The organism is Streptomyces sp. NPDC007095, from assembly GCF_040634475.1.
In the GTDB taxonomy this organism is placed as follows: Bacteria; Actinomycetota; Actinomycetes; order Streptomycetales; family Streptomycetaceae; genus Streptomyces.
On sequence record NZ_JBEYFS010000123.1, the window covers coordinates 1 to 26,332 of the forward strand.

The window sequence follows — 26,332 nt, forward strand, 5'->3', positions numbered from 1 at the left end:
GTAGTGGGCTTCGCGGCCGAGGAGGTAGTCGGCGTGCTCGCGTTGGGTGTGCATGGCGTCGCTGGTGACGACCACCCCGGCCAGATCGGCCATGGTCTCCAGTAACGGCTGGAAGCAGGTGATTTCGTTCGTCTTTTCCTGCACGTCCAGCTGGGCCAGGACCAGGCCGGTGGTGTGGTCCAGGGCTGCGAGCAGGTGGATCTTGCGGCCATTGGCCCTGGCCGCTCCGCGAAGGCTCTTGCCGTCGACCGCCAGGCCGCGCAGCCGGCCCCTGGCTCGGTTGCGGCAGTCGGTGAGCCAGCGGCCGACCGCCAGGTCCAGTGCGTCGCCGTCGATCCGGGCCAGCAGCCGTCGAACCGTCGTTTCCGCAGGCAGGGACCGGTTAGGGAACAGGGGGTCGAGCCGCACACCGACGTGTTCCAGCACGTGGGGCGGAGCGTCGCTGATCCACTCGCCGACCGCCAGCAGTGACGTTGCCCCCGCCAGCACCGCGCAGGCGGCCAGGGCAAGGACGCCGACCAGAGCGTGGCGCACTCCACGGGGGTCACGCGGATCGGGCACCTGGGCGAGGCGGTCCAGCAGCCCGGGCACGTCTTCCGGCGCGACCTGGGGATGGTCGCGCAGTTGGTCAAGGGCAGGCGGGATCAGCGATGATGCTTCGGCAGGCACGGTCTTCCAGGCAGATCACGGGGCGTCGAGAACTCCATGATCTTGGAAGCCGTGCCTGTTCCGCTCTCCCTGGGCATCAACCTGGCAGACCGTCATGAACCGGACGCCCGGCGACTACGCCGAAGCCCTGGAGCCGGTCCCAGTCGGACTCCGTGACGATGCGGTGCCACTCCGTGATGCCCCTTTGGGCGGCCGCGTGAGGCGCGTCGATGTGCACGTCGGTCATGTGGCTTTCTCCTTCCAGTTCAGAGTCACTCTGATGCGTTCTTGGAACCGCGTGGTGGGTCGGCGCCGTGACGTCGGCTGCCCGTGCCTGCTGACCGGCCGGTTGGCAGACGAGGCCGAGGTAGTGGCCGAGGTTTCGCTCGACCTCGTCGAGCCCGGTCTCGGCGATGCGCGTGCCGGACCGCGGCAGGCGGGCCAAATCCCGGCCAAGTGGCAGATTCGGAACCCGGAGCGGTTCACCGTCGTCGCATTCACCGGGTGGCGAGGAGCAACTGCCCGTGGCTGGGCACTCGTTGCGCCTCGCCCCCAGAAGTGTGGGCGGTGTTCAGCCGAGGACGAAGGGCCGGTCCCAGGGTGCCGAGTTGCGGGCATTGATCACGTGCTCGGCGACCGGGCCTACCGGCACACGCAGGGGGACCTCCGGGCTCTCGACGAGATCGGCAAGGACTGCAGCAACCTGCTCGGGACTGCTCATCATCTCGGCCGGGATCCCGGGTCCGTCGAGGAGCGCCGCGTAGGGGTCGTCCGAGAGGCGGTAGGACAACACGTCGTCCAGCGCGCCCGAGCTGATCGGGCCCGGCTCGGCCAGGGTGACGTCGACGCCGAAGCCCGCGAGCTCGAGCGCCAGCGTCTCACCGAACGCCTCGAGCGCCCACTTGGTGGCGCCGTAGGCGGCTTGGCTGGGGTGGACGGTGCGTCCACCGACGCTGGAGACGAAGATGAGGCGGCCCTTGTTGCGCTGACGCATCTGCGGCAGCACGGCCTGCGTCACGCGGATCGCACCGACGGTGTTGTGGGAGTAGAGGCGCTCGATCTCGTCCAGCGGGCTCGCCTCGACCGCGGCGGCGAAGATGGCACCAGCGTTGGAGATCAGGGTGTCGATTTCCCCGGCGTCCTTGATGGCTGCGTCGACACTGGCCTGGTCGGTCACATCGAGACGCAGGCGCTCGGCGACATCGAGACCGTCGAGCGAGCGGGGGTCGCGCGCCGTCGCGATGACGCGGTGGCCACGCTTGGCGAGCTCGGCGGCGGTTGCACGGCCGACGCCCTTGGAGGCGCCAGTGATGAGGATTGACGACATGGCGGGTGATACTCCTTGTTCGCAGGATTGGGGCCACGGGTGTGGCCTCCCGAGGAATGATTCGAGCCCTGGCTGGTCGGAGGGGCGTCAGCTGTTCAGAAAGCCCAATATGTGGTCGGCGACCGTCTTGGGCTGCTCGAGGTGCAGGAAGTGCCCTGCGCCGGGTACGACGATGCGTTCGAGGCCGTTCGTGAACAGGTCGTCCATGCCGGCGCTCAACTCCGCGGACATGCAGTTGTCGTCGGCCCCGTGGAGGTAGAGCGAGGGGACGGTGATGGCACCGTACGACCGGGTTGCCAGGGCTTGGGCCGCCTCGTCCGCGGGGGGCGAGAACGCCTGGCGGTAGTAGCCCAGGGTCTCGGTCAGGACTCCTGGAGCACGGAGGGTTTCCTTGAGCGCGGCACGCTCCGCATCCGGCAGCTCGTAGCCGGGTGACCATTCCCGCCAGAGCCGGTCGATGAAGGCGAAGTCGTCGAGCTCGACGGCCGCCTCCGCCATGGCTGTCTGGAAGAAGAACATGTACCAGCTGCGTCGCTGCTGATCGCCGTCGCTGACGAATGCGTTCAGCACTTGGCGGCCATGGGGAACCGCCATGGTGACAAGCTTGCGGACACGTGTCGCGTCGAGGTTCGCTGCCGCGTACGCCGCCGCAGCACCGAAGTCGTGACCGATGAGATCCGCCTGCTCGCGCCCGAGCACTTCAATCAGGGCCAGGGCGTCCTGTCCGGTCGAGTACGGGCGATAGGAGCCGTCGGGCGCCGCGCCCCCGGGCCAGTATCCGCGCTGTGCGGGCGCGACCGCCCAATACCCCTCCTGTGCAAGGCGGTCGAGTATGCCCGTCCAGCTGGCGGCATGGTCGGGAAATCCGTGGAGGCAGAGGACCAGCGGCCCGCTGCCGGCCTCAAGGATCGGAACCTCCACTCCGCCCACCTGAACCGTCCGATGACGGACCCGGTCACCTGTTCGGGATCCCCTGGCCGGGGAGTCCTCGCCGAGCGGCGGTCGCTGTGTTAGCTGTGTCATGAATTCAATCTCCAAGGTGCCTTCGCGGCGTTGCGGTCCAGTAGTCCCGGACCAAGTGGCGAGTACGGCTGTCTGAAGCCGGGGCGGTGCCGGTGAACGGTCACGACGGCGGCCGTTCACCGGAGGGAGCCCGCCCCCGGTCTGCTGTGGAGCGGTCAGTCCCCGGCCGGTACGCCGATCGGGACGGACCGGTCTGCCGCTGCCTTCTTCCGTGGCGTGAGGCCGAGGCTGACGATGATCCCGAGAGCGGCGATGCCGGCGGCCACCCACCAGCTGTGGCGGAACACCTCGAGGCTCGCCCCACCGGAGGCGACACCGAGGACGGCGACCAGGACGCTGACGCCGATCACGGAACCGATCTGCTGGAACATGCTGACGATCGCGCTGCCGGTCGCGGAGTCCTCCGGCGCGAGATCCACCGTGGCGCTGGACAGGATCGTGGGCAGGGCCAGGCCCACTCCCGCGCCGACGACGAGCCAGGCGGGCAGGAAGTCCGCGGCATAGCTGGGATCGTTCCCCACTCGGACCGCCAACAGTGCCGCGCCGACGCCCACGATCAGCGCGCCTGCGGCGGCGATGGCGCCGGCCGGCACCTTCTTCTTCTGCTGCAGGGTCTCCGCGATGGCCGCGAAGATCGGCACGACCGCCGGACCGGGTGCCGAGGCCAGGCCGACCTTGATCGCGGAGTAGTGCCAGTGTCCCTGCATCCAGAGGATCACCGACAGGAGCATGATCGAGAACGAGGCGAGCGTGAGAAGGGCCGCGATGTTGGCGGAGGCGAAGACCCGGTCACGCATCAGGTCCAGTCGCATGACGGGCGAGGGGTGGTTGGCGGACCGGCCGATGAAGGCGGCGGTGGCGACGGCGGCAACGGCGAACGAGCCGATGTCACGGCCGGACGACCAGCCCCAGTCGGGGCCCTGCACCACTGCCAGCGCGAGGGAGCCGATCGCGACGATGAGCAGGAGCGTGCCGATCGCATCGGGGATGCGCGCGTTCTGGTCGTGCCGCTGATTGGGCACGAACCGCAGGGCGCCGATGACCGCGATCACTCCGAAGGGCACGTTGATCAGGAACAGCCACCGCCACGACGCCTCCACGAGAAGGCCGCCCAGGAGGGGTCCGGCCGAGGCGGCCAGGACACTGGCGGTGAACCAGACCTTGACGTACGCGGAGACCTTTTCGGCCGGCGCGGTCGTGAGGACGAGCCCGAGGCTCGTCGGGGTCAGCAGTGCGCCGCCGGCGGCCTGCAGGACCCGGAACGCGATCAGGGCGACGATGTTGCCGCTCAGACCGCAGCCGATGCTGGCGGCGGTGAACACGGCCATGCCGAGGACGAAGCCGCCCTTGGGTCCGTAGCGGTCGGCAAGTCTTCCCGCGGGGACGAGAAGCGCGGCGTAGGTGATCGCGTACGCGCTGAGCACCCAGCTCAGGCTCGACAGCGAGGTCTCGTGGACACCGCTGCCGATGTAGGACAGGCCGACGTTCGTGATGTACAGATCCAGTACGGCGATGAAACTCGCCGTCGCCAGGATCGCGAGGATCAGGCCGGGCCTTGTCGGCCGGGAAGGCGCCGCGACGCCGGGCAGCGCGGCGGAGTTCTGAGTGGACATGTGTTGCTCTCAATCGCGCCAGGCGTGCACGCAGCCGGTCCGGCGAGCTCAGGTTGGTTATGTAGTGAACGCTCAAGAACCTTGGCAGTTCTGTAGTGAGTTGTCAAGAACGGTAGGTCGGCCGTACCGTCTCCGTATGGCAAGACCACGAAGCTTCGACCGCGACCACGTCATCCATGCCGCCGAGCGGCAGTTCCGCACCACGGGCTACAACGGCACGAGTGTCGAGGACATCAGCGCCGCCACCGGCCTGGGCAGCGGCAGCCTCTACGCCGCGTTCGGCAGCAAGCACGGCGTGCTGCTGCAGGCGATGGACGGCTACTCCGCCCGGCTGACGCAGTCGGCGGTGGAGGCGCTCGCCGGACCGGACGAGGGCGCCCTGGAACGACTGCATGGGTTCCTGCTCGGCGCCGTCGACGGGGTGCCACTCGCCGACGACGTCCCCCCCGCCCCCGACCGGGCGGCCGCGGCCTGCTTCGCTGCCAAGACGGCCCTGGAGATCGGCACCTCCGACCCCGAGGTGGCACGCATCGCCCACGCCACCTTCTCCGCGGTCGCGACGTCGGTGGCCGAGTGCGTGCGAGCGGCGCAGCGCAACGGCGACATCGGCCCCGACGCGGATCCCGACGACCTTGCCTACCTTCTGCTGACCCTCATCCGCGGGATCGATGCCGCAGGCGCGTCCGGCCAAAGCCTTGGCCGCCTGACCTCGATCGCGGAGAGCGCGTTCGCACTCCTGCCCCGCCCACGCCACCGCGGATAAGGACGCGGCCGGCCTCGTTGAGCAGGCATGCGATGCGGTCGGCCCACTTCGACGCCGCGGAGGCACGGCCCGAATGTTTTCGCGCCGCCGGGCGGTCGTCTGGGTGGTTGCCGAAGAACTGCGCCCGCATCCAGTCGAGTTGCTCCACCGCATGCGCGGTGTCGTCGGGCTTGAAGTGCACGGTCAGTCGGCCGAACGCCTCACCGCCCAGCAGACGGTGGCACTTCGGCCGCCACTCCGCCTCCTCGAACCCCGTTTGCAGGAATTCGTGCCAGCGCTCCACCTCGGTGCCCTCGTAGAGCTGGGTGCCATCCCCGCGGGTGCTGTGAGCGGTTCGCCGCGGTGTTGTCGCACTCGTGGACCTTGGCGCCATCCCCATGGATGCGGGCGCGCCCACTGCCCTTGGGATCCGCCCGAGCAACCGGTGGGAGGCGGCTCGGGCCGGGATGCTCGCACTGCCACCCGTTGACCCGCCGTCCTGGAAACGCTTCCCGACCCGCCTGGGGCATGACCTCAGTGTCCGCGTCGACACCTGTGACTACTCCGTCGACCCCGCGGGGCGATCGGCGGGACGGTGACCGTGTTCTGCGGCAACGACGAGGTCATCGTCCTGGCCCAGGGCAGAGAGATCGTGGCCCGGCCATCCCCGCTGCCGGCCCGCCACCAGACCCTCCCCGACCCACATCAGTTCCTGCTTGCACTTGCGCCTGGAAACCGATCGGTTTACCGTGTTGGAAACCGAACGGTTTTCCAACTCTTGTGGAGGCAGTCATGACCGCATTGAAGGGCGCCAACGTCTTCGTCACCGGCGGCAGCCGGGGCATCGGCAAGGCGCTGGTGGAAGAGCTGTACGCGCGTGGAGCCGCCAAGGTCTACGCCACGGCCCGCGACCCGCGCACCGTGACGCACCCCGACGCGGTCCCGGTAGCCCTGGAGGTCACCGACCCGGCCTCCGTGGCCGCGGCCGCCGCACAGGCGCAGGACGTCACCGTGCTGATCAACAACGCCGGTGCCGTGGTCGGCGCCTCCTTCCTCGACTCCCCCGTCGACGACGTACGCAGGGAGTTCGAGACCAACTTCTACGGGCCGCTGCTGCTCACCCGCGCCTTCGTGCCGATCATCGAGCGCAACGGCGGCGGCCACATCCTCAACGTGCACTCCGTGCTCTCCTGGCTGGCACTCGGCGGCTCCTACAGCGCTTCCAAGGCCGCCCTGTGGTCGCAGTCCAACTCCCTGCGCCTGGAACTGCAGCCGCGCGGCATCTCCGTCACCGGACTGCACATGGGGTACGTAGACACAGACCTGGCGGCCGGTGTCGCCGCGCCCAAGTCCGACCCGCGTGACATCGCGGCCCTCGCCCTCGACGGCGTCGAGACGGGCGCGTACGAGGTCCTCGGCGACGACCTCACCCGCCAGGTCAAGGCAGGCCTGGCCGGGGACCTGTCCCGGCTGTACGACCAGCTGGCCTAGGGATCGGCGGCGACACCGTCGAGCGGTCGCTCGAAGTGCTCCGCCCGGGCGGTCACCTGGTGACGGCGGTCGCCGAGGGGGATCCGAAGCTCGTCGCCAAGTACGAGGCGGCCGGCATGCGCTTCAGCGGCATCGCGGTCGACCCCGATCCGGTCGGCCTGCGAGGTCTCGTCGAACTCGTCGAACAGGGCAGGCTCCAGGTCCACGTGCAAGAGACGTTCCCGTTCGAGCGCGTCGCCGACGCGCACCGGCTGCTCGACGGCGGCCACCTCCAGGGCAAGCTCGTCCTCACCGTCTGATCCCGTCGTGGGGCCTCGCGTGACCGGAGCCCCAATGAGACCCGCGCGTAATGAAAACTGCACGTCAGACGGCCTGGTGCGCGTAGGCATCAGGAAACTCGGGCAGGTCCGGAGCGGTAGTCCACCGACAAGATCATTCGTCAGCGGGCCACTTCCCGGTTCGTAAGCACCAGCAGGGCCCGCACCAGCGCGGTCGCCCACCTCGGATCCGTGCGGACCTTGCCGAGAACTCTCCAGTTCTTCAGATGGGCGAAGCCGTGCTCAACCGGGGCCAGCGCCTTGTTGGACAGCTTCTGGCCACGGGTCAGGGGCCGGTTCCGGGCCGCCCTGTAGCCGGTGATCACCGCCGGGTCGGCGTCCGGGCCGCTGTCGTCGAGGCCGACGAACCCCAGGTCGGCGATGGCGCCGAGCCCGGCGGCCCGCAAGTGGGCGGTGAGCTTGTCGTGCCGCAGGCGGTGACCTCCGACGTGCGTCCGGGCCGCACCGCAGAGATCCACACCAGTCGACCGCGGTCGTCGGTGAGCGCGATCACGAGGAGGCCATGGCATTTGGTTTTGCCCGAGTAGTTCGGCCGGTTGTCCGCTCCGGTGCGACGGCGGGTGCGTATGAGGGAGCCGTCCAGCAGGACCACGCCGCCACCCTTTCGGGCGAGCTTCTTCAACGCGCGGTCCAGGCGCGGGGCGCGAGCGGCCAGCAGGCCGACGACCTCGCGCACCCACCGGCTCACGGTGGTGCGGTGCACCCCGTTCCCGCCGGCCAGATCGCCGGGCCGCTGGTCACAGCGCAGCACCGCCAGCACGATGCCGGCGATCTTCCCCGCGGGCAACGCCCGCCACCGCGAGCCGATCTTCTTCAGGTGGCCGCGTATCAGGTCGGCGAGATAGTTCAAGGTCGCGCTCGACAGCGGCAGGCGGGCGGTGTAAACAAGGCCGTCAGGACCCTCGGCGAGACCGTTATCTTTCTTCACACCACTCAACTGCCGTCGGGGATCCGTGAGTTACGGATGCGCCCCCGCGCGACTACGGACGTGCCGTGAACCGCCCGTCGCCCCGCTTGTGCAGCCAGCCGCGGTCGGCGAGCTTGGTCATCTTCGCCCGCAAAGGTTCCAGCTTGCCGCGCACCGAGGCGTCCAGACCCAGCCGCTCGCCGACCGCCCTGACCTGCACCGGGCCGTTGGCCTCCCGCACGATCGCCAGGATCTCGCGGTAGTCGCCGGGTAGCGCGCCCTCATCAGCCGCGTCGCTGCGGTGCGGGATGGGCAGGACTGCCCGCCCGGCCATCTTCGCCGATACCGGAGCGACAGCCTCGGCGTCGGCCCGGTCCTGTCGGCCAGGCGGTTCAACACCCGTTCCGCGATCGCCAGTTCATCCCGTTCGGCCTGGACCTCCTGGAGCTGCTTGGTCAACTCCTCGGCGAGGGCGTCCAGTTCGCTCCGGCGGGCGGTGATCCACTGCCGCTCCTGCATCCCCGCGCCCTCCCGTGTTCTCACGGCGTGCCGACCTGCTGACGGATCGTAGGCGGGGGCCGGTCGTGGGCGCAGCCGAACCCGGCATCCCGCCGGAGCCGGACCTGCCCGATGATCTACGCCATGGTCATCGGCCGCCGACCGGCACGAGTACCCAACTCGCCATTCACACCAGACCCGTGACCTGCGACTTCACGATGCACACCGCTCACTGATCCCAGAGGGGTTCGGTCAGCCACGATGGCAGTACAGGCACAGGTCTCCCAGGTGATCACAGAACGTCGCAACTCCATGATCGTCAGGACCTGCGCCTGCCTTGCTGCCGGGATGCCTTACTACGCCTATCCGCGCGGCCTCTAAGCTTGTGCTTTATGGTCTGGCCTGGTTGCGTTCGGTGATCGTCTCGGGTCGTTTGACTGTCTTGCCCACGTCGTAGCGGGTGGCGGGGTGTCGGTTCTTGGAGCCGAGGGGTCTGCCCGGGCCTGGCTGGTTCGGTTTGGGTGCACGGGCTGGGCATGGCATGTGGGGGCTGAGGTTCCTGAACCCGCGGCGAACGCGGGCGGGGGTGAGTCGACCGGGCTTCGCGTGACGTTCCCAGGGGCGGCGGAGGTCTTCGACAAGGGGCCGGGCGAGGCGGAGTTGAGTGTGGGCGGCGATGATCAGCCAGGTCCATCGGTCTGCTGCCGCGGGTGTGCGGAGTTTCGGGCGGGTCCAGCCGAGCGTCTGCTTGATCATTCTGAAGGTGTGCTCCAGGTCGAACCGGCGGAGGAACGCCTGCCAGCGCAGATCGACGTCTTCGCCGCTCAGGTCGGTGGCGGACGACCAGAGCCAGAGTGGCAGCGGGTCCCCGCCGGCGGGCAATCGGTCGACTTCCAGGCGGATCTGGGTGCCTTCGATGACCGGCAGGGGGCCGGTGTGGTCGATCCACGCGGACCGAGTGGTCAGCCTGGGGTGAATGCGGTCCCAGGCCAGCGCGCGGACAGTCCCGTAGCGGTCCGTGACCTGCGCCGTCGCGGCATCCGGATCACCCCATGTGTCCGGGCGGGCAAAGCGAAACTCCTTGCCGTGCTTCGGCGGCCGTCCACCCTCCGGCGGGGAGATCCAGGGAACCGGGACCGGCTTGCGCATCACGCGGTCCGTGCGCATTCGCCCGAGGACCTCCACCGGCAGCCCTTTCAGCAGGTGAGCCATGCGTGGAGCGTCGTAGCCGGCGTCGAAGACGATCAGGATGTCGGCGTCTCCGACGTGCCATCGGCCCATGTCGATGAGATCCTCGACCACGCGACGAACCTGGCTGGCGGTGGCCTCGGCGACGTCGTCGGCCGGCCCCAACCGCAGAGCATCCAGGATCTGGCACCACGAGGTCCGGCCCGATTCCAGGGCGGCGACAAACGAGTAGGGCCAGCCCGGTACGAACTGGTCCGAGGACCGGCCACTGCGACCGTAGACGTGGCAGAACAAGCGGTCCGCACTGGTCGGTGCGTCCGGCCGGAGCCAACGGGTGATGTCCACCGCCAGGACCAAGCGCCCGTCGGCGGCCTGCGGCATGGGCAACCCGGCCAGCACTTGACGCAGTCGCGGAACGTCGACGTTCCCGTTGTTCAATGCGTCGTACATCGCGCCGTGTCCGCGCCGATGTTCGGCCACCAACGTCAGGTCCACCGGCGCAGTCACCGGCCCGTCCGCACACAGCAGCGCGTCGGCCAGCTCGAACAGCTCGTCCCTGCGGGTGGTCAGGCAGTCGAAGAAGTCGTCCCGAAAGCGTGACGCTTCGGCGAACGCTTCCCCCGGGACATCGAGGTGCGGCAGGCTCATCCCCACGGCCTTCGTTCTGGTTCGGTGCATTCCTTGGTCGGAGCACAGAATCGGACGGAGGCCGCCTACACGTCTGGTGAACTTCCGCGTGAGGGATTCAGTTCGACGGACAATTCGGCACAACGGAGTTCGGGTCCAGGCAACCCGCCTGAAGTCGTGGCTGATGGGAGTAGTAGTGAACGGGACGTGGTGGCTCAAGCAGGGCGACACCCGGATCGGCGAACTACGGCAGTACGCAATTGATCAGCCAACGTTCCTCTGCCACTTCATCCCGGGGCCCGGGTGGGAAGGAGTCCGTGTGCTGTTCGAGAGCTGGGCGGCCCTGCACGGCCCGGACCCCGACGGCTCTCGAACAGCACAGGCCATCAAGCCCATCATGGACCTCGGACTAACGCTCGTTGCCGAAGACGAAGGTCGGCCCATGGTGCTCTTCAAAGAGTGCATCGTCCGTATCGACGGTGACACCGCCCGCGTGCGCTGCTGACCTCAACGAAGCCGCCGACCATAAAGCACAAGCTAAGTGGTCTGCGTCGTAAGTCCTTCGGGGGTTGATCATGTTTCCGGGGCGGCGGAGGATTCTTCTGGGTGATCGGCGGTGTGTCGGTCGAGTCTGGCCAGCAGATCGTCCAGGTCGGAGGTGGTGAACTTCCACTGGAACGGCTGTGCCGGGGCGTTGTACCGGCCTTCGAAGGCTCGGAGCCGGTCGGTGACCTCGTTGAGGTCGGTGAAGTCGTTGGGCGAGACGACCTTGCGTTGGACGATGGAGAAGAAGATCTAGATCTGGTTCGTCCAGGAGGCGTGGACGGGGGTGTGGACCATGACCGCGTTCGGGAACGCTGTGGTCAGGCGGTCGATGGCTTTCTTCCCCCCGGTGGGAGGAGCCGTTGTCGACGACCCAGAACACGCGTTTCGCGCTGGCGTAGGGTTTCTTGGTTCATGACCTGGTCGACCAGGGCCGTGAACGGGGCGATGCCGGTACTCGGCTCGCAGCGGCCGAAGATCTTCGCGTGGTGAACGTCGTAGGCGGCCAGGTAGGCCAGCGCACCACCGCGGCTGTAGGTGTGGTTCACCCGCATCGCCCTGGCCTGCCCGGGGGCCAGGGTCGGGTGGCAGCGGCAGCGGGCCTGGATGGAGGTCTTCTCGTCCGCGCTGATCACGTACTCGTCCGCGCCGAGCGCTTCGCCGTTCCAGGTGCGGGCATAGAGGCCGAGCACGCGCTCGGCCCTGGTGCGGAAGGCAGGGTTGGTGATGAAAATCCAGGACTGGTACTGCCAGGGCTTGAGCGCATCCTGCTTGAGCCAGCGCCGCACGGTGGAGGCGGAGATCGCGCCGGCGATGGCGCGGGCGACGACCTCGCGGGCCAGCTCCGGAGCCGACCAGCGCGACAGCGGTGTGCCGCTCTCGGCAGGCAGCTGACAGGCCAGGGCCTTGACCTGCGCGGTCTGTAACGGCGTGAAGGAGGCGGGGCGACCGGAGCGCTTGCGGTCGGACAGGGCGGGCAGGCGGTGCTCGGCGAACCGGCCGCGCCAGGTGCGGACGGTGTCCAGGTGCAGCCCGGTCTCCCGGGCGATGCGGGCGTTGGAGCGATTCCGGGCCGCGTGCAGAACGACCTGGGCGCGCTGGCGGAGCCGGTACTCGGTCTTGTGGCCGTAGGCCATCGTCTTGAGCCGCTTGCGCTCGGAGGCGGTCAGGGCTATTAGACGGGCAGGGGCAACAGGCAAGGCGGGCACGCCGATCACGAGAAGTGGAGTGGCCGTACGAGCGGCAGACCGTGGGCGCCCTGTTGCGCCAGCTCGACTTCTACGGCTGCGAACTCGCCGAGGTGGAACGGCGGCTGGCCGCCGAGGCGTTGGACGACCCGGTCGTGCGGCGCCTGATGACCATCCCCGGGGTGGACGCGATGACCGCGGTCACCGTGCTGGCTGCCGTCGGGACTTCCACCGCTTTCGACAGCGCGGACAAGCTCGTGTCCTACCTCGGCCTGAACCCGCGGGTGCGCCAGTCCGGCGGGACACCCGCCCATCACGGCCGGATCACCAAGGCCGGCTGCGGCAAGGCCCGCGGGATGCTGGTGCAGGCCGCGTTCGCCGCGCTGCGCTCCCCGGGCCCGCTGCGGGCCCTGCACCAGCGGATCGCTGCCCGGCGCGGGATGCAGATCGCGATCGTCGCGGTCGCCCGTAAGATCACGGTCATCGCCTGGCACCTGGTCACCAAGGAGCAGGACTACGCCTTCGCCCGCCCGAGCCTGGTCGCCTTCAAACGCCGCAAGCACGAGCTGACCGCCGGCGCCGAACGCCGGAACGCCCGCCGCGGGGCGGGCTACGACTACAACAACAAGCAACTGCGCCGCCACAAACGCGAGATCGCCGAACAGGCCGAACGCGCCTACGCTCTGCTGGCCGCCCAATGGCAGCCCACGCGCCCGATCGGCAGGCCCCGCCTGCCCGCCATCCCCGGCGCTGGCCCGTGACCTGCCCTCCTGACGATTACAGCGGTGGTCCGCAGGTGGACCCTGTGCTCGGCCGGGAAGTCGTAGAACGCCAGCAGTTCCTCGGCGTCGTCGGTGATCTTCGCGACGGCCTTGGGCCACTTGGTGCCGTAGGTCTTCGCGAATGCCTCGATCGCCTTCTCCGCGTGAGAAGCAGTACCTGTGTGTACTGCTTCGCGCGCAAGACCCACAGCTATCTGGACCTCGACACGGGACTCGACTTCGACTCCCAGATCGTGGTGAAGGTCAACGCGCCGGAGCTGCTGCGCCGCCAGCTCGGCTCGCGCCGCTGGCAGGGCGAGCACATCGCGATGGGCACGAACGTCGACTGCTACCAGCGGGCCGAGGGCCGCTACCGGCTGATGCCCGGCATCATCGCGGCCCTGCGCGACCACGCGAACCCCTTCTCGATCCTGACGAAGGGCACGCTGATCCTGCGCGACCTCGACCTCCTGAAGCAGGCCTCCGAGGTCACCGACGTCGGGATCTCGGTCTCCGTCGGCTTCACCGACTCCCAGCTGTGGCGCACCGTCGAGCCGGGCACCCCGGCCCCGGAGCGCCGCCTGGACGTCGTACGCACCCTCACGGACCACGGCATCGGCTGCGGGGTCCTGATGGCCCCCGTGATCCCCTTCCTCGGCGACAGCCCGGCCCAACTGCGCGCCACAGTGCGGGCGATAGCGGCCTCCGGGGCCACCTCGGTGACCCCGCTCGTGCTGCATCTGCGGCCCGGCGCCCGGGAGTGGTTCATGGCCTGGCTGGAGCACTACCACCCGTATCTCGTACGACGTTACGAGCGGCTGTACGCGGAGGGCGCGTACGCCCCGAAGTGGTACCAGCGCCGGATCACCCGTCAGGTCCACGAACTGGCCCAGGAGTACGGCATCGGTCCCACGCGCGCGGGGATGTCCCGCAGGATCGCCGCGCCCTCCGAGTCCGCCGAACCGGTGGCGCCCGCCACGCCGGAGCCGACCCAGCTCACCCTGCTCTGACCGCGGCGAAAGGCCGCTGCCCGGACCGTTCCTGACGGCATCCGGGCGCATCACACGGCTCAATTGGGTCAAGACTGTCCAGAACGAATTCTTCCGGGGCCCCTTTCCGGGACGATGCGGCGAAGGCCGTGGCGTGCACGGCTCAAAATCCTCCGTCCTTGGGAGGCTCTGTGAAGAAACGCGCAGCTGCTCTGTGCGGGGCGGCCGCCGTGCTGGCCGGGATGATCACGTCGATCCCCGCCGACGCGAGCGCCGGTTCCGCGACCGCACCGCGCACCACCCTCACCATCGCGAAACCCACCTGGAAGAAGTGCGGGACCAGTAAGTATCCGACGCTCCAATGCGCGTCCCTGAAGGTGCCGCTGGACCACACCAAGCCCCACGGCCGGCAGATCACCCTCGCCCTCTCACGCGTCCCGCACACCGCGAAGACGTACCAGGGACCGCTGCTGGTGAACCCGGGCGGTCCCGGCGGCAGCGGACTCTCGCTGGCGGGATTCGTCGCCTCCTCGCTGCCGAAGGCAGTGGCGGCGCAGTACGACGTCATCGGCTTCGACCCGCGCGGCGTCGGCGCCGGCAAGCCCGCCCTGGACTGCAGGCCCGGGTCGTTCAACCCGGTGCGCCCGGACTCCGTGCCCAGTACCCCCGCGATCGAGAAGGCCAACCTGGACCGCGCCAAGGCCTTCGCCAAGGCGTGCGGCAAGAAGTACGCCGACCTGCTGCCGTACATCGACACGGTGAGCGCGGTCCGGGACATGGACTCGATCCGCGCCGCGCTCGGCGCCAGGAAGATCAACTACTTCGGTTACTCGTACGGCACCTACATCGGTGCCGTGTACGCGAAGCTCTACCCGCAGCGCGTACGCCGTCTGGTGCTCGACTCCATCGTCGACCCCAGCGGCGTCTGGTACGAGGACAACATCGGTCAGGACTACGCCTTCAACGACCGCCACCAGGCGTTCATGGCCTGGGTCGCCAAGCACGACGCGACCTACAAGCTCGGCACGGACCCGGCCGGGGTCGAGGCCGAGTGGTACGCCATGCGCAAGGCGCTCGCCAAGAACCCCGCGGGCGAGAAGGTGGGCGCCTCCGAACTGGAGGACACCTTCATCCCGGGCGGCTACTACAACGGCTACTGGCCCTCCCTCGCCAAGGCGTTCGCGGCCTACGTGAACGACAAGAACACGGCCCCGCTCGTCGCGGCCTACGAGAACCTCGGCGCCGTCAACGCCTCCGGCGACAACGGCTACAGCATCTACACCGCGGTGCAGTGCCGTGACGCGTCCTGGCCGCGCGACTGGAACCAGTGGCGCAAGGACAACTGGGCGGTGTACGGCAAGGCGCCGTTCATGGCCTGGAACAACGCCTGGTACAACGCGCCGTGCGCGTTCTGGCCGACGAAGACGCTGCGGCCGGTGAACATCGCCAACAAGGCGCTGCCGCCGACGCTGCTCTTCCAGGCCACGAACGACGCGGCCACCCCCTACCAGGGCGGCGTGACGGTCCACCACGCGCTGCGCGGCTCCAGCCTGGTGGTCGAACAGGGTGGCGGGAACCACGGCATCACGCTGAGCGGGAACGCCTGCCTGGACAAGTACCTGGCGACGTACCTCACCAACGGCAAGGTGCCGCACGGCAGCGGTGTGGCCGACGCCGTGTGCAAGAAGCTGCCGGATCCGGAACCGAAGAGCACGAAGGCGGCGCTGTCCACCGCCTCGGACGGTGCGTCCTCGGCAGGCGCGACGCTGCACGGGCTGCTCGGCCACCGCGGCTGAACACACCCTGACGGCCCGTCGGGGGCGTTGTCAGACCCATGGTCCACCATGGACGCATGAGTGAGCTGACCCGCATTCCCGCCCCCGACGGGGTCGCCCCCGCCGCCGCGTACTCGCATGTCGTCCTCGGTACGGGCCGCTTCGTGGCGGTCTCGGGGCAGCTCGCCCTGGACGAGGACGGCAAGCTCGTCGGCGCGGGCGACGCGGCGGCGCAGGCCCGCCAGGTGTTCGAGAACCTGCGCCGCTGTCTGGCCGCCGCCGGGGCGACCTTCGACGACGTCGTCAAACTCACCTTCTTCGTCACGGACATGGCCCATATGCCGGCCGTCCGCGCGGCCCGCGACGCCCACATACCCGCGGACCGCCTCCCGGCCGCGTCGGCGGTCCAGGTCGCCGCGCTGGTCCGCCCCGAGTTCCTGATGGAGATCGAGGCGTACGCGGTGGTGGGCGAGTGAGCGCGGCTCCGGTCCGGATCCGGGAGATGGCCCTATCGGACTGCGAGCGGGTGGCCGAGATCCGCGTCCGCGGCCGGCAGACCGCCTACCGGGGGCTGATGCCGCAGTCGTACCTGGACACACTCAGCGTGGCCGAGGACGCGGCCCGGCGGCGCGAGCGTTTCGGGCGCGGCGGTGGCGCGGTCGTGAACCTGGTCGCCTAGCGGGACGGCGAGGTGATCGGCTGGGCCTGCCACGGCCCGTACCGGGACGACGAAGCCCGCGGCGAGGACGTCGGGTCGGCCGAGCTGTACGCGATCTACGTCGATCCCGAGCGGGTCGGGGCCGGGGTGGGCCGCGCACTTCTCACGGAATCGATCGCCCGCTGCACCGCCGCGGGGCACGCGCGGATGCTGCTGTGCGTCCTCAGGGGAAACACCGGGGCACGCCGGTTCTACGCACAGGCCGGGTTCGGTCCCGACGGTGGCGAGGAGCCGTTCGAGGTGGACGGTGTCGCCGTGCCCGAGGTCCGGTACGCCCGCACCCTCACGCGCCCCGGCGCCGGCACCGGGGCGCTCCGGTAGCGCGGGAACTCTTTGCGGTTCCGACCGTTCCCGTGCGGACGTCACGGACTACGCTCGAAGGGCCGGGTCCGGAGCTCGACGACACGGTGAGCACGGTCGACGAGGCGCTGCGGGAGGCGGCCCGTCGGCCGCCCGCCGTGTCACCCGGGCAGTCGGTCCAGCGCGTGCACCGCCGCCTCGGCGAGTGCCGGATGGGCGAGCGCCTCGTTCAGGACGGGTCTCGCACGTACGTCCCCCAGCGCCCCGAGCCCCTCCACACAGGCCAGGGCGACTCTGCGGTAGGTGTCGTGGGGGCGCAACCTGCGCCCCAGGGTGGTGATCAGCGCCGGCACGGCCTCGGGGGCGCGCAGCTCGACCAGGAGCCGTACGGGATGCAGCGCGTAGGCGACGCGCAGTTCGTTGGTGGCGAGCGCGGCCGCCGCGCGGGCCGTGCGCGGATCGCCGAGGCGGGCGAGCGCGTGTGCCGCGGACGCGCAGCGCTGCGGGTCGCGGTGGTTCAGCAGCAGGACGAGCGCCTCGAAGGCCCGCCGGTCCCCGGCGAGTCCGAGCCGGAAGGCGACCAACTCCCGTGCCCACAAGGGCTGTCCGGGCGCGGTCAGCGCGGCCGCCAGCACATCCGGGTCCTCGCTCGCCACGAGTCGCTCGTACGCCGGTGAAGCCCCCGCCTCGTTTCGTAGACGCTCCGTGAGTGATCGCAACTCTTCGTCCATGAAGCCGAGCCTAGGCGCGGCCCCCATGACTCCGGGACGTACATCACAAACTCGGGGGCTGGCGCGCTCGTTACCGGCGAGTTAAGCTCAGACGAGCGAGTTACCCACTCGCGTCTTGCTCGCGGTGGCCTGGTGACGCAGCCACCGTGAGAGCAGTCGGTTCGGTACCTCAGGTACCTCAGTACGACACGGCTCCGGGACAGGGCCGGTCGGCTTCACCGTTCCCTGGGTGCGCCCTCGCGGGCACCCCCCTTCGGACGGCACCGGGCGTGTGCGCTCGTCAGCCCGGCAACACCCGCACTCTCCACACCTCCGCACTCCGTGCGCCTCCTCGGCGTACCTGCGTGCGCTCCTCAGTCGTCACCCTCTTTCTGGAGTCCCGCGATGGCAACTCCCCTGTCCGACACCCCTCTGTCCCCGCTCAAGACCATTGCCGTCGTCGGCCTCGGCACGATGGGCACCGGCATCGCCGAGGTCCTCGTCCGGGCCGGCCGCGACGTCATCGGCATCGACATCAGCGAGGCCGCGGCCGCCCAGGCCGTCTCCGCCCTCGAAGCCTCCACCGCCCGCGCCGTGCGACGCGAGCGTCTCAGCGAGCAGGAGCGCGCCGACGCCCTGCCCCGCTTCCGCACCTTCACCGACCTCACGGCCGCCGCCGACGCCGATCTGGTCATCGAGGTGACCCCGGAGTCGTACGACATCAAACAGCAGGTCTTCCGGGCGCTGGACGGCATCGTGCGTCCGGACACCATCCTGGCCACCGGCACCAATGCCCTCTCGGTGACGCGCCTGGCCGCCGACTCGGCCCGCCCCGAGCGCGTCCTCGGCCTGCACTTCTTCAACCCGGCCCCGGCGATGAAGCTGGTCGAGGTCGTGTCGTCGGTGCTGACCGCGCCCGCTGCCGTGAGCGCGGTCACCAACCTCGCGCTCGACCTCGGCAAGGAGCCCGTCGCGGTCGGCGACCGCCCCGGTTTCGTCGCCGACGGGCTGCTGTTCGGCTACCTCAACCAGGCCGCCGCGATGTACGAGGCCAAGTACGCCTCCCGCGAGGACATCGACGCCGCGATGAAGCTCGGCTGCGGGCTGCCCATGGGCCCGCTCGCGCTGCTCGACCTGATCGGCGTCGACACCGCGCGCACGGTCCTGGAGGCCATGTACGCCGAGTCACGCGACCGGCTGCACGCCCCCGCGCCCATCCTCAAGCAGCTCAGCGAGGCGGGCCTGACCGGCCGCAAGTCGGGGCGCGGCTTCTACTCCTACGAGGCGCCCGGCAGCGCGACGGTCGTGCGGGACGCGCTGACCCCCCTCTCCGGCGGCCCCGAGGTCCCCGGCCGCACGGTCCGCTCCGTCGGCGTCGCGGGCTCGGGGACCATGGCGTCCGGCATCGCCGAGGTCTTCGCGAAGGCCGGGTACGAGGTCGTCCTCGCCGCCCGCACCGAGGAGAAGGCACAGACCGCGAAGGCCCGCATCGGCAAGTCCCTGGCCCGCTCGGTCGACAAGGGCCGGATGACGGCGGAGGCCGCCGCGAGCACCCTGGACCTGATCGTCCCGGCGGGCTCGTACGACGCCTTCGCCGACGTCGATCTCGCCCTGGAGGCGGTGGCCGAGGACCTGGAGGTCAAGCAGCAGCTGTTCGGGGTGTTCGACAAGGTCTGCAAGCCCGGCGCGATCCTCGCCACGACCACCTCCTCGCTGCCCGTCGTCGCCTGCGCCCGTGCCACCTCACGCCCCCAGGACGTGATCGGCATGCACTTCTTCAACCCGGCCCCGGCGATGAAGCTGGTCGAGGTGGTCCGGACCGTCCTGACCGCGGACGACGTGCACGCCACGGTCCGCGAGCTGTGCGGGAAGATCCGCAAGCACCCGGTGGACTGCGGGGACCGGGCCGGTTTCATCGTGAACGCGCTGCTCTTCCCGTACCTGAACAACGCGATCAAGATGGTCCAGGAGCACTACGCCACCCTCGACGACATCGACGCCGCGATGAAGCTGGGCGGCGGCTACCCGATGGGGCCGTTCGAACTCCTCGACGTCGTCGGTCTGGACGTCTCGCTCGCCATCGAGAAGGTGCTGCACCGCGAGTTCCGCGACCCGGGTCTCGCCCCCGCGCCGCTCCTGGAGCACTTGGTGGCCGCGGGCTGCCTCGGCCGCAAGACGGGCCGCGGCTTCCGCGAATATGCCCGCCGCTGAGCGTCCCGGCGACCGGCTGCGCGACACCGCCGACTGGGGCGGACTGCTCGGCCCGGCCGCCGGCCCCCCGCCCGTCGAGGGCGGGGGGTTCCCCGGACGTGCGCGTTCCCCTGCGCACATGCAGTACGTTCGGGTCATGTCCCAGCCCGCCAAGTCCTCACGTACACCAGCCACGCCCGACGCTCCGGAGAGCGCCGCGGGCAGTCGCGCCGCCGCCCAGCGGCTCAAGATGCGCCGAGAACTGGCGGCCGCGGCCATGGAGCTGTTCGCGACCAAGGGGTACGAGGCGACCACCGTCGACGAGATCGCGGCCCGGGCCGGGGTGGCCCGCCGCACGTTCTTCCGCCACTTCCGCTCCAAGGAAGAGGCGATCTTCCCCGATCACGACGACACCCTGATCCGCGCGGAGGCGGTCCTCAACGCGGCTCCGGCGCACGAGCACCCGCTCGACACGGTGTGCCGCGGCATCAAGGAAGTCATGACGATGTACGCGGCCCAGCCCGAGATCTCCGTCTCGCGCTACAAGCTGACCCGTGAGGTACCCACGCTCCGGGAGGCCGAGATCGCCTCCGTGGCCCGCTACGAGCGGCTCTTCACCCGCTATCTCCTGGGCCACTTCGACGAGCACGCGCACGACGACGACGCCAACGACGATCCGCTGCTCGCGGAGGTCGCCGCGTCCGCCGTGGTCACGGCGCACAACCATGTCCTGCGACGCTGGCTGCGGGCGGGGGGTCAAGGTGACGTCGAGGCGCAGCTGGACCACGCCTTCTCCATCGTCCACAAGACCTTCGGGACGGGGATCGGGGCCGGCCGGGAGACCACGCCCCGTACGGCGCCGGCGTCCGCGTTCACCGAGGGCGACGTTCTGGTGACCGTGGCCCGGGTCGACGCGCCGTTGGACCAGGTCATGCGGACCATCGAGCAGGCGCTGCGGGAAAGGTCGTAGAGCGCGGGTCCAGACCGTGCCACGCCCAAGAAGACCGGTCACCTCCGCGCACCGCAGCAGGAGCCGGATCGCCCGCGGTCGCCGCGCCTGTGCGGAGCTGTGTGTCGCGGGCCTGCGGGTGGGGTGGGTACGCGGAAGCGGCGCTGTCCGGGTTGCGCGAGCGTGAGCGTGCCGGTGTGGGGGCGCGTGTGGGGGTGGAGCCGGCGCCGAGGGGGCGGACGGGCGCTGCGACGAGTCGTGGGCCGAAAAGTGCCGCCCTCAGGCCGGTACGCCCTTCTGGTCCCGTCGCCCGCACCCCCGGCTCCGCCGCCGAGCGCCCCTCGTCATCGACCGCCCCTCGTCATCGACCGCCCGGCGCTCTCGATGCCCGGCACTCCCGGGGATGGCCCCGCCGGCCCCCTGCAACGCCGACGCACCCCGACTCGCCCTCGCACATGCCCCCACACCGGGACCCTCACGCCGCGCCACCGACACCAGGTGTTCTCCGAAGCGGCCCGCCGCCACGCCCTTCCGGCGGGCGGAACGGCCCCTCCATACCGCCTCTGACCAGTGCGTTTTGATCGATCATCGGTCGATCTGATCGATCATCGCTCACGTGTTACGTAAAGATTTCACCTGAGCGAAACTCATGGCACTCCGTGCCTTGCACGGTGACACGGCGTGCCATACGTTGATGTTGTCCGGGCGGCCGGCGTGCAGAGACCTTTCGTACGCCGGCTGTCCCCGCAAGCCTCCCCCAGGCTCCGCCCGGGGGTACCCCCAGGCGAGCGCGCCCGGACGCCTGCGTCACAGGCAACCTTTTGCGCCAACCCGGCGCTGCCACCGCACCACCCCCTCCGCCGAACCGACGGCACACCCCTCACTCCCAGCAGCAGTACCGACGTAACCCTCAGCGTCTTCCCTCAGGACGCTCATCGCCGGAGGCAACACCGTGAAGGAAATCCTGGACGCGATTCAGTCGCGGACGGCCACGTCCGCCGACTTCGCCGCTCTTCCGCTCCCCGAGTCGTACCGCGCGATCACCGTGCACAAGGACGAGACGGAGATGTTCGCGGGGCTCAGCACCCGCGACAAGGACCCCCGCAAGTCGATCCACCTGGACGACGTGCCGGTGCCGGAGCTCGGCCCGGGCGAGGCCCTGGTGGCCGTGATGGCCTCTTCCGTCAACTACAACTCGGTCTGGACCTCGATCTTCGAGCCGATGTCGACCTTCGGTTTCCTGGAGCGCTACGGCAGGCTCAGCGAGCTCACCAAGCGCCACGACCTGCCGTACCACATCATCGGTTCCGACCTCGCGGGCGTCGTCCTGCGCACCGGCCCCGGCGTCAACGCCTGGAAGCCCGGTGACGAGGTCGTCGCGCACTGCCTGTCCGTCGAGCTGGAGTCCAGCGACGGGCACAACGACACGATGCTCGACCCCGAGCAGCGCATCTGGGGCTTCGAGACCAACTTCGGCGGCCTCGCCGAGATAGCCCTCGTCAAGTCCAACCAGCTGATGCCCAAGCCCGACCACCTGTCATGGGAGGAGGCCGCCGCTCCAGGGCTCGTGAACTCCACCGCGTACCGGCAGCTCGTGTCGAGGAACGGCGCCGGCATGAAGCAGGGCGACAACGTCCTCATCTGGGGCGCGAGCGGCGGGCTCGGCTCGTACGCCACGCAGTTCGCGCTCGCCGGTGGCGCCAACCCCATCTGTGTCGTCAGCAGCGAGCAGAAGGCGGACATCTGCCGGGCGATGGGCGCCGAGGCGATCATCGACCGCAACGCCGAGGGCTTCAAGTTCTGGAAGGACGAGCACAACCAGGACCCGAAGGAGTGGAAGCGGTTCGGCAAGCGCATCCGTGAGCTGACGGGCGGCGAGGACGTCGACATCGTCTTCGAGCACCCGGGCCGCGAGACCTTCGGCGCCTCCGTCTACGTCACCCGCAAGGGCGGCACCATCGTCACCTGTGCCTCGACCTCGGGCTACAACCACGAGTACGACAACCGCTACCTGTGGATGTCCCTGAAGCGCATCATCGGCTCGCACTTCGCCAACTACCGCGAGGCCTGGGAGGCCAACCGGCTGGTCGCCAAGGGCAAGATCCACCCGACGCTCTCCAAGGTGTACTCCCTGGAGGAGACCGGGCAGGCCGCGTACGACGTCCACCGCAACCTCCACCAGGGCAAGGTCGGCGTGCTCACGCTGGCGCCCCGCGAGGGCCTGGGCGTGCGCGACGAGGAGAAGCGTGCCCAGCACATCGACGCCATCAACCGCTTCCGGAACGTCTGAGGTTCACCCATGACAGAGCGCCAGAAGGACCGGCCGTGGCTCATGCGGACCTACGCCGGTCACTCCACCGCCGAGGCGTCCAACGAGTTGTACCGGCGCAACCTCGCCAAGGGGCAGACGGGTCTGTCCGTGGCCTTCGACCTGCCCACGCAGACCGGGTACGACCCCGACCACATCCTCGCCCGCGGCGAGGTCGGCCGGGTCGGGGTGCCGGTCTCGCACCTCGGTGACATGCGCCGGCTGTTCCAGGACATCCCCCTGGAGCATATGAACACCTCGATGACCATCAACGCCACCGCCATGTGGATGCTGGCGCTCTACCAGGTCGTCGCCGAGGAGCAGGGCGCCGACATCACCAAGCTCCAGGGGACGACGCAGAACGACATCGTCAAGGAGTACCTGTCGCGGGGTACGCACGTCTTCCCGCCGGGGCCCTCGCTCCGGCTGACGACGGACATGATCGCGTACACGGTCTCCCACATCCCCAAGTGGAACCCGATCAACATCTGCTCGTACCACCTCCAGGAGGCGGGGGCGACCCCCGTCCAGGAGATCGCGTACGCGATGTCGACGGCCATCGCCGTGCTCGACGCCGTCCGCGACTCGGGGCAGGTGCCCGCCGAGAAGTTCGGTGACGTCGTCGCCCGTATCTCCTTCTTCGTGAACGCGGGTGTCCGGTTCATCGAGGAGATGTGCAAGATGCGGGCGTTCGGGCGGATCTGGGACCAGGTCACGCGCGAACGGTACGGCATCAAGGACCCCAAGCAGCGGCGTTTCCGGTACGGCGTCCAGGTCAACTCGCTCGGTCTGACCGAAGCCCAGCCGGAGAACAACGTCCAGCGGATCGTCCTCGAAATGCTGGCCGTGACGCTGTCGAAGGACGCACGCGCGCGTGCCGTGCAGCTGCCCGCCTGGAACGAGGCGCTGGGGCTGCCCCGGCCCTGGGACCAGCAGTGGTCGCTGCGCATCCAGCAGGTGCTGGCACACGAGAGCGACCTGCTGGAGTACGAGGACATCTTCGAGGGCTCGCACGTCATCGAGGCGAAGGTCGCGGCCCTCGTCGAGGAGTCGCTCGCCGAGATCGGCCGGATCGACGAGATGGGCGGGGCGATGGCCGCCGTCGAGTCGGGCTACCTGAAGTCGCAGCTCGTCTCCTCGCACGCCGAGCGCCGGGCCCGGATCGAGGGCGGCACCGAGAAGATCGTCGGCGTCAACATCTACGAGTCGACCGAGCCGAACCCGCTCACCGCCGACCTGGACGCGGCGATCCAGACCGTCGACCCGGCCGTCGAGGCCCGCGTGGTCGCCGCGCTGCAGAACTGGCGCGACACGCGCTACCAGCCGCCGTTCAACCACCCGCGCCCCTGCAAGGCGCTGGAGCGGCTGAAGGAAGCGGCCAAGGGCACCGACAACCTCATGGAGGCCACCCTCGAGTGCGCCCGCGCCGGGGTCACGACCGGCGAGTGGTCCGAGGCCCTGCGCGAGGTGTTCGGCGAGTTCCGCGCCCCGACGGGCGTCTCGTCCGCGCCCGTCGCGGTCACCGCCGAGGAGGGCACCGCGATGGCGTTGGTGCGACGCAAGGTCGAGGAGACCGCCCGGGAACTCGGTGTCGGCAAGCTCCGCTTCCTGGTGGGCAAGCCGGGCCTGGACGGGCACTCCAACGGCGCCGAGCAGATCGCCGTGCGGGCCCGCGACGCCGGGTTCGAGGTGGTCTATCAGGGCATACGGCTCACGCCCGAACAGATCGTGGACGCGGCCGTCGCCGAGGACGTGCACGGCGTCGGCCTGTCCATCCTGTCCGGCTCGCACGCCCAGTTGGTGCCCGACGTGCTGGAGCGACTGCGCGAGGCCGGCGCGGCCGACATCCCGGTGATCGCCGGCGGGATCATCCCGAACGCCGACGCCGAACTGCTGCGCGCCGCGGGAGTCGCCGCGGTTTTCACACCGAAGGACTTCGACATCACCGGAATCATCGGCCGTATCGTCGACGAGATCCGGAAAGCGAACAAGCTCGACCCCCTGGAGGTCCCCGCATGACCACGCCCGTCAACCGCCTTCGCCCGCGGCGTTCCTGCCTGGCCGTGCCCGGCTCGAACCCCCGCTTCCTGGAGAAGGCCCAGGGCCTCCCCGCGGACCAGGTCTTCCTGGACCTGGAGGACGCCTGCGCCCCGCTCGCCAAGCCCGAGGCGCGGCACACCATCGTGAAGTTCCTGAACGAGGGCGACTGGACCGGCAAGACGCGCGTCGTGCGGGTGAACGACTGGACGACGCACTGGACGTACCGCGATGTCGTCACGGTCGTCGAGGGCGCGGGCCAGAACCTCGACTGCATCATGCTGCCGAAGGTCCAGGACGCCCAGCAGGTCGTCGCGCTCGACCTGCTGCTGACGCAGATCGAGAAGACGATGGGCTTCGAGGTCGGCAAGATCGGCATCGAGGCGCAGATCGAGAACGCGAAGGGGCTCGTCAACGTCGACGAGATCGCGGCTGCCTCACCGCGTGTAGAGACCATCATCTTCGGCCCGGCCGACTTCATGGCCTCCATCAACATGAAGTCGCTGGTCGTGGGCGAGCAGCCGCCGGGCTACCCGGCTGACGCGTACCACTACATCCTGATGCGCATCCTGATGGCCGCCCGTACGCACGACCTCCAGGCGATCGACGGCCCCTACCTCCAGATCCGCAACCAGGAGGGCTACCGCGAGGTCGCCCGGCGCGCCGCCGCCCTGGGCTTCGACGGCAAGTGGGTGCTGCACCCGGACCAGGTCGCCGCGGCCAACGAGATCTTCTCGCCCTCCCAGGAGGACTTCGACCACGCCGAGCTCATCCTCGACGCGTACGAGTACTGCACGTCCGAGGCGGGCGGCAAGAAGGGCTCCGCGATGCTCGGCGACGAGATGATCGACGAGGCCAGCCGCAAGATGGCCCTGGTCATCTCGGGCAAGGGCCGGGCGGCCGGCATGCAGCGCACCAGCAAGTTCGAAGCCCCGGAGGCCTGAGCAGCATGCAGTTCGGACGCACGTACGAGGAGTTCGAGGTCGGCGCGGTCTACAAGCACTGGCCCGGAAAGACCGTCACGGAGTACGACGACCACCTCTTCTGTCTCCTGACCATGAATCACCACCCCCTCCACATGGACACGAACTATGCGGAGAAGACGACGGATTTCGGCAGGAACGTCGTCGTGGGCAACTACATCTACTCGCTGCTGCTCGGCATGTCCGTCCCGGACGTCTCCGGCAAGGCGATCGCCAACCTGGAGATCGAGTCGCTGAAGCACGTGGCGCCGACCTTCCACGGCGACACGATCTACGGCGAGACCACGGTCCTCGACAAGACACCCTCTAAGTCGAAGAGCGACCGCGGGATCGTCTACGTCGAGACCAAGGGCTACAAGCAGGACGGCACGCTGGTGTGCGTGTTCCGCCGCAAGGTCATGGTGCCGACCGAGACGTACATCAAGGAGCGCGGGGGCGAGCAGCCCGGCCGTCCGGAACTCAAGCAGCAGGAGAAGTAGC

The 26,332-nt window shown here is 69.5% G+C and carries 22 protein-coding genes and 4 pseudogenes; 15 read left to right on the plus strand and 11 right to left on the minus strand.

Annotated elements, in window-relative coordinates:
- The 5 genes from ABZ656_RS34130 to ABZ656_RS34150 form a co-directional block, all read right to left on the minus strand.
- On the minus strand, positions 1-669 hold a 669-nt coding region (locus tag ABZ656_RS34130; RefSeq protein ID WP_360273167.1), incomplete at its 3' end, for an ISAs1 family transposase.
- A 76-nt stretch (positions 670-745) separates the two neighbouring features.
- Complete coding sequence (locus ABZ656_RS34135) at positions 746-895, minus strand: hypothetical protein (protein WP_360273170.1); 150 nt, start codon at positions 893-895, stop codon at positions 746-748.
- 324 nt (positions 896-1,219) lie between these two features.
- Positions 1,220-1,975: an SDR family oxidoreductase gene (locus tag ABZ656_RS34140; protein WP_101401804.1), complete on the minus strand. Its 756-nt coding sequence runs from the start codon at positions 1,973-1,975 to the stop codon at positions 1,220-1,222.
- A gap of 87 nt (positions 1,976-2,062) precedes the next feature.
- Positions 2,063-2,896 (minus strand): alpha/beta hydrolase, encoded by an 834-nt coding sequence (locus ABZ656_RS34145; protein WP_360273173.1) that lies wholly within the window; start codon positions 2,894-2,896, stop codon positions 2,063-2,065.
- A 257-nt stretch (positions 2,897-3,153) separates the two neighbouring features.
- Positions 3,154-4,611 (minus strand): MFS transporter, encoded by a 1,458-nt coding sequence (locus ABZ656_RS34150; protein ID WP_101401802.1) that lies wholly within the window; start codon positions 4,609-4,611, stop codon positions 3,154-3,156.
- A gap of 136 nt (positions 4,612-4,747) precedes the next feature.
- On the opposite strand from ABZ656_RS34150, the gene ABZ656_RS34155 reads away from it, so the two are divergent.
- The 3 genes and pseudogenes from ABZ656_RS34155 to ABZ656_RS34165 form a co-directional block, all read left to right on the plus strand.
- Positions 4,748-5,374 (plus strand): TetR/AcrR family transcriptional regulator, encoded by a 627-nt coding sequence (locus ABZ656_RS34155; RefSeq protein WP_101401801.1) that lies wholly within the window; start codon positions 4,748-4,750, stop codon positions 5,372-5,374.
- A gap of 771 nt (positions 5,375-6,145) precedes the next feature.
- The gene (locus ABZ656_RS34160) at positions 6,146-6,844 is read left to right on the plus strand and encodes an SDR family oxidoreductase (protein ID WP_360273177.1); all 699 of its coding nucleotides are present in this window, start codon (positions 6,146-6,148) and stop codon (positions 6,842-6,844) included.
- Between the two features lie 2 nt (positions 6,845-6,846).
- Positions 6,847-7,143 (plus strand): annotated as a pseudogene (locus ABZ656_RS34165) (zinc-binding dehydrogenase); the annotation flags it as partial.
- Positions 7,144-7,283: 140 nt separating this feature from the next.
- On the opposite strand, the pseudogene ABZ656_RS34170 reads toward ABZ656_RS34165, so the two are convergent.
- The 3 genes and pseudogenes from ABZ656_RS34170 to ABZ656_RS34180 form a co-directional block, all read right to left on the minus strand.
- Positions 7,284-8,110: pseudogene (locus tag ABZ656_RS34170) on the minus strand (transposase family protein).
- Between the two features lie 52 nt (positions 8,111-8,162).
- Positions 8,163-8,423, minus strand: coding sequence for a hypothetical protein (locus ABZ656_RS34175; protein WP_101403883.1), 261 nt, complete (start codon positions 8,421-8,423; stop codon positions 8,163-8,165).
- 554 nt (positions 8,424-8,977) lie between these two features.
- Positions 8,978-10,423: an NF041680 family putative transposase gene (locus ABZ656_RS34180; protein ID WP_360273180.1), complete on the minus strand. Its 1,446-nt coding sequence runs from the start codon at positions 10,421-10,423 to the stop codon at positions 8,978-8,980.
- A gap of 298 nt (positions 10,424-10,721) precedes the next feature.
- Here ABZ656_RS34180 and ABZ656_RS34185 point away from each other — a divergent pair, with 298 nt between their 5' ends.
- Positions 10,722-10,907, plus strand: a complete 186-nt coding sequence (locus ABZ656_RS34185; protein ID WP_360273183.1) for a hypothetical protein — start codon at positions 10,722-10,724, stop codon at positions 10,905-10,907.
- Between the two features lie 358 nt (positions 10,908-11,265).
- On the opposite strand, the gene ABZ656_RS34190 is transcribed toward ABZ656_RS34185, so the two are convergent.
- On the minus strand, positions 11,266-12,153 hold the full coding sequence (locus tag ABZ656_RS34190) for an IS630 family transposase (protein WP_360273186.1): 888 nt from the start codon (positions 12,151-12,153) through the stop codon (positions 11,266-11,268).
- A 14-nt stretch (positions 12,154-12,167) separates the two neighbouring features.
- Between ABZ656_RS34190 and ABZ656_RS34195 the strand changes: the two genes are divergently transcribed.
- Positions 12,168-12,893 carry a transposase gene (locus ABZ656_RS34195; protein WP_360273189.1) on the plus strand — a complete coding sequence of 242 codons (726 nt, stop codon included), beginning with the start codon at positions 12,168-12,170 and terminating at the stop codon, positions 12,891-12,893.
- Between the two features lie 23 nt (positions 12,894-12,916).
- Here ABZ656_RS34195 and ABZ656_RS34200 read toward each other — a convergent pair.
- Positions 12,917-13,057 (minus strand): annotated as a pseudogene (locus tag ABZ656_RS34200) (transposase); the annotation flags it as partial.
- Between ABZ656_RS34200 and ABZ656_RS34205 the strand changes: the two are divergent.
- From ABZ656_RS34205 to ABZ656_RS34220, 4 genes and pseudogenes are all read left to right on the plus strand, one after another.
- Complete coding sequence (locus ABZ656_RS34205) at positions 13,058-13,903, plus strand: radical SAM protein (RefSeq protein WP_360273192.1); 846 nt, start codon at positions 13,058-13,060, stop codon at positions 13,901-13,903.
- 170 nt (positions 13,904-14,073) lie between these two features.
- Positions 14,074-15,678: an alpha/beta hydrolase gene (locus ABZ656_RS34210; RefSeq protein ID WP_360273195.1), complete on the plus strand. Its 1,605-nt coding sequence runs from the start codon at positions 14,074-14,076 to the stop codon at positions 15,676-15,678.
- Positions 15,679-15,734: 56 nt separating this feature from the next.
- Positions 15,735-16,133 carry a RidA family protein gene (locus ABZ656_RS34215; protein WP_054230293.1) on the plus strand — a complete coding sequence of 133 codons (399 nt, stop codon included), beginning with the start codon at positions 15,735-15,737 and terminating at the stop codon, positions 16,131-16,133.
- Positions 16,134-16,159: 26 nt separating this feature from the next.
- A pseudogene (locus tag ABZ656_RS34220) lies at positions 16,160-16,696 on the plus strand (GNAT family N-acetyltransferase).
- A gap of 140 nt (positions 16,697-16,836) precedes the next feature.
- Here the strand turns inward: ABZ656_RS34220 and ABZ656_RS34225 are convergent.
- A complete protein-coding gene (locus ABZ656_RS34225) occupies positions 16,837-17,406 on the minus strand; it encodes an adenylosuccinate lyase (RefSeq protein WP_101401797.1) in 570 nt (189 codons plus the stop codon).
- 384 nt (positions 17,407-17,790) lie between these two features.
- Between ABZ656_RS34225 and ABZ656_RS34230 the strand changes: the two genes are divergently transcribed.
- The 6 genes from ABZ656_RS34230 (at position 17,791) to ABZ656_RS34255 (ending at position 26,331) form a co-directional block, all read left to right on the plus strand.
- Complete coding sequence (locus tag ABZ656_RS34230) at positions 17,791-19,596, plus strand: 3-hydroxyacyl-CoA dehydrogenase family protein (RefSeq protein ID WP_101401796.1); 1,806 nt, start codon at positions 17,791-17,793, stop codon at positions 19,594-19,596.
- Between the two features lie 136 nt (positions 19,597-19,732).
- Entirely contained in the window at positions 19,733-20,545 is an 813-nt protein-coding gene (locus tag ABZ656_RS34235; RefSeq protein ID WP_180362166.1) for a TetR family transcriptional regulator, read from the plus strand.
- A gap of 931 nt (positions 20,546-21,476) precedes the next feature.
- Entirely contained in the window at positions 21,477-22,814 is a 1,338-nt protein-coding gene (gene ccrA, locus ABZ656_RS34240) for a crotonyl-CoA carboxylase/reductase (protein WP_101401794.1), read from the plus strand.
- A 9-nt stretch (positions 22,815-22,823) separates the two neighbouring features.
- Positions 22,824-24,851, plus strand: a complete 2,028-nt coding sequence (locus tag ABZ656_RS34245) for a protein meaA (protein ID WP_360273200.1) — start codon at positions 22,824-22,826, stop codon at positions 24,849-24,851.
- Positions 24,848-25,813 (plus strand): CoA ester lyase, encoded by a 966-nt coding sequence (locus tag ABZ656_RS34250; protein WP_101401792.1) that lies wholly within the window; start codon positions 24,848-24,850, stop codon positions 25,811-25,813. The genes ABZ656_RS34245 and ABZ656_RS34250 overlap by 4 nt, the downstream gene beginning before the upstream one ends.
- 5 nt (positions 25,814-25,818) lie before the next feature.
- The gene (locus ABZ656_RS34255; RefSeq protein WP_168497390.1) at positions 25,819-26,331 is read left to right on the plus strand and encodes a MaoC family dehydratase; all 513 of its coding nucleotides are present in this window, start codon (positions 25,819-25,821) and stop codon (positions 26,329-26,331) included.
- The last annotated feature ends 1 nt before the right edge of the window (position 26,332 follow it).

Coding starts and splice junctions, on each gene's coding strand:
- ABZ656_RS34135 (WP_360273170.1), bottom strand. CDS start 895: ATGACCGACGTGCACATCGACGCGCCTCACGCGGCCGCCCAAAGGGGC.
- ABZ656_RS34140 (WP_101401804.1), bottom strand. CDS start 1,975: ATGTCGTCAATCCTCATCACTGGCGCCTCCAAGGGCGTCGGCCGTGCA.
- ABZ656_RS34150 (WP_101401802.1), bottom strand. CDS start 4,611: ATGTCCACTCAGAACTCCGCCGCGCTGCCCGGCGTCGCGGCGCCTTCC.
- ABZ656_RS34155 (WP_101401801.1), top strand. CDS start 4,748: ATGGCAAGACCACGAAGCTTCGACCGCGACCACGTCATCCATGCCGCC.
- ABZ656_RS34160 (WP_360273177.1), top strand. CDS start 6,146: ATGACCGCATTGAAGGGCGCCAACGTCTTCGTCACCGGCGGCAGCCGG.
- ABZ656_RS34175 (WP_101403883.1), bottom strand. CDS start 8,423: ATGGCCGGGCGGGCAGTCCTGCCCATCCCGCACCGCAGCGACGCGGCT.
- ABZ656_RS34180 (WP_360273180.1), bottom strand. CDS start 10,423: ATGAGCCTGCCGCACCTCGATGTCCCGGGGGAAGCGTTCGCCGAAGCG.
- ABZ656_RS34215 (WP_054230293.1), top strand. CDS start 15,735: ATGAGTGAGCTGACCCGCATTCCCGCCCCCGACGGGGTCGCCCCCGCC.
- ABZ656_RS34225 (WP_101401797.1), bottom strand. CDS start 17,406: ATGGACGAAGAGTTGCGATCACTCACGGAGCGTCTACGAAACGAGGCG.
- ABZ656_RS34230 (WP_101401796.1), top strand. CDS start 17,791: ATGGCAACTCCCCTGTCCGACACCCCTCTGTCCCCGCTCAAGACCATT.
- ABZ656_RS34235 (WP_180362166.1), top strand. CDS start 19,733: ATGTCCCAGCCCGCCAAGTCCTCACGTACACCAGCCACGCCCGACGCT.
- ABZ656_RS34245 (WP_360273200.1), top strand. CDS start 22,824: ATGACAGAGCGCCAGAAGGACCGGCCGTGGCTCATGCGGACCTACGCC.
- ABZ656_RS34250 (WP_101401792.1), top strand. CDS start 24,848: ATGACCACGCCCGTCAACCGCCTTCGCCCGCGGCGTTCCTGCCTGGCC.
- ABZ656_RS34255 (WP_168497390.1), top strand. CDS start 25,819: ATGCAGTTCGGACGCACGTACGAGGAGTTCGAGGTCGGCGCGGTCTAC.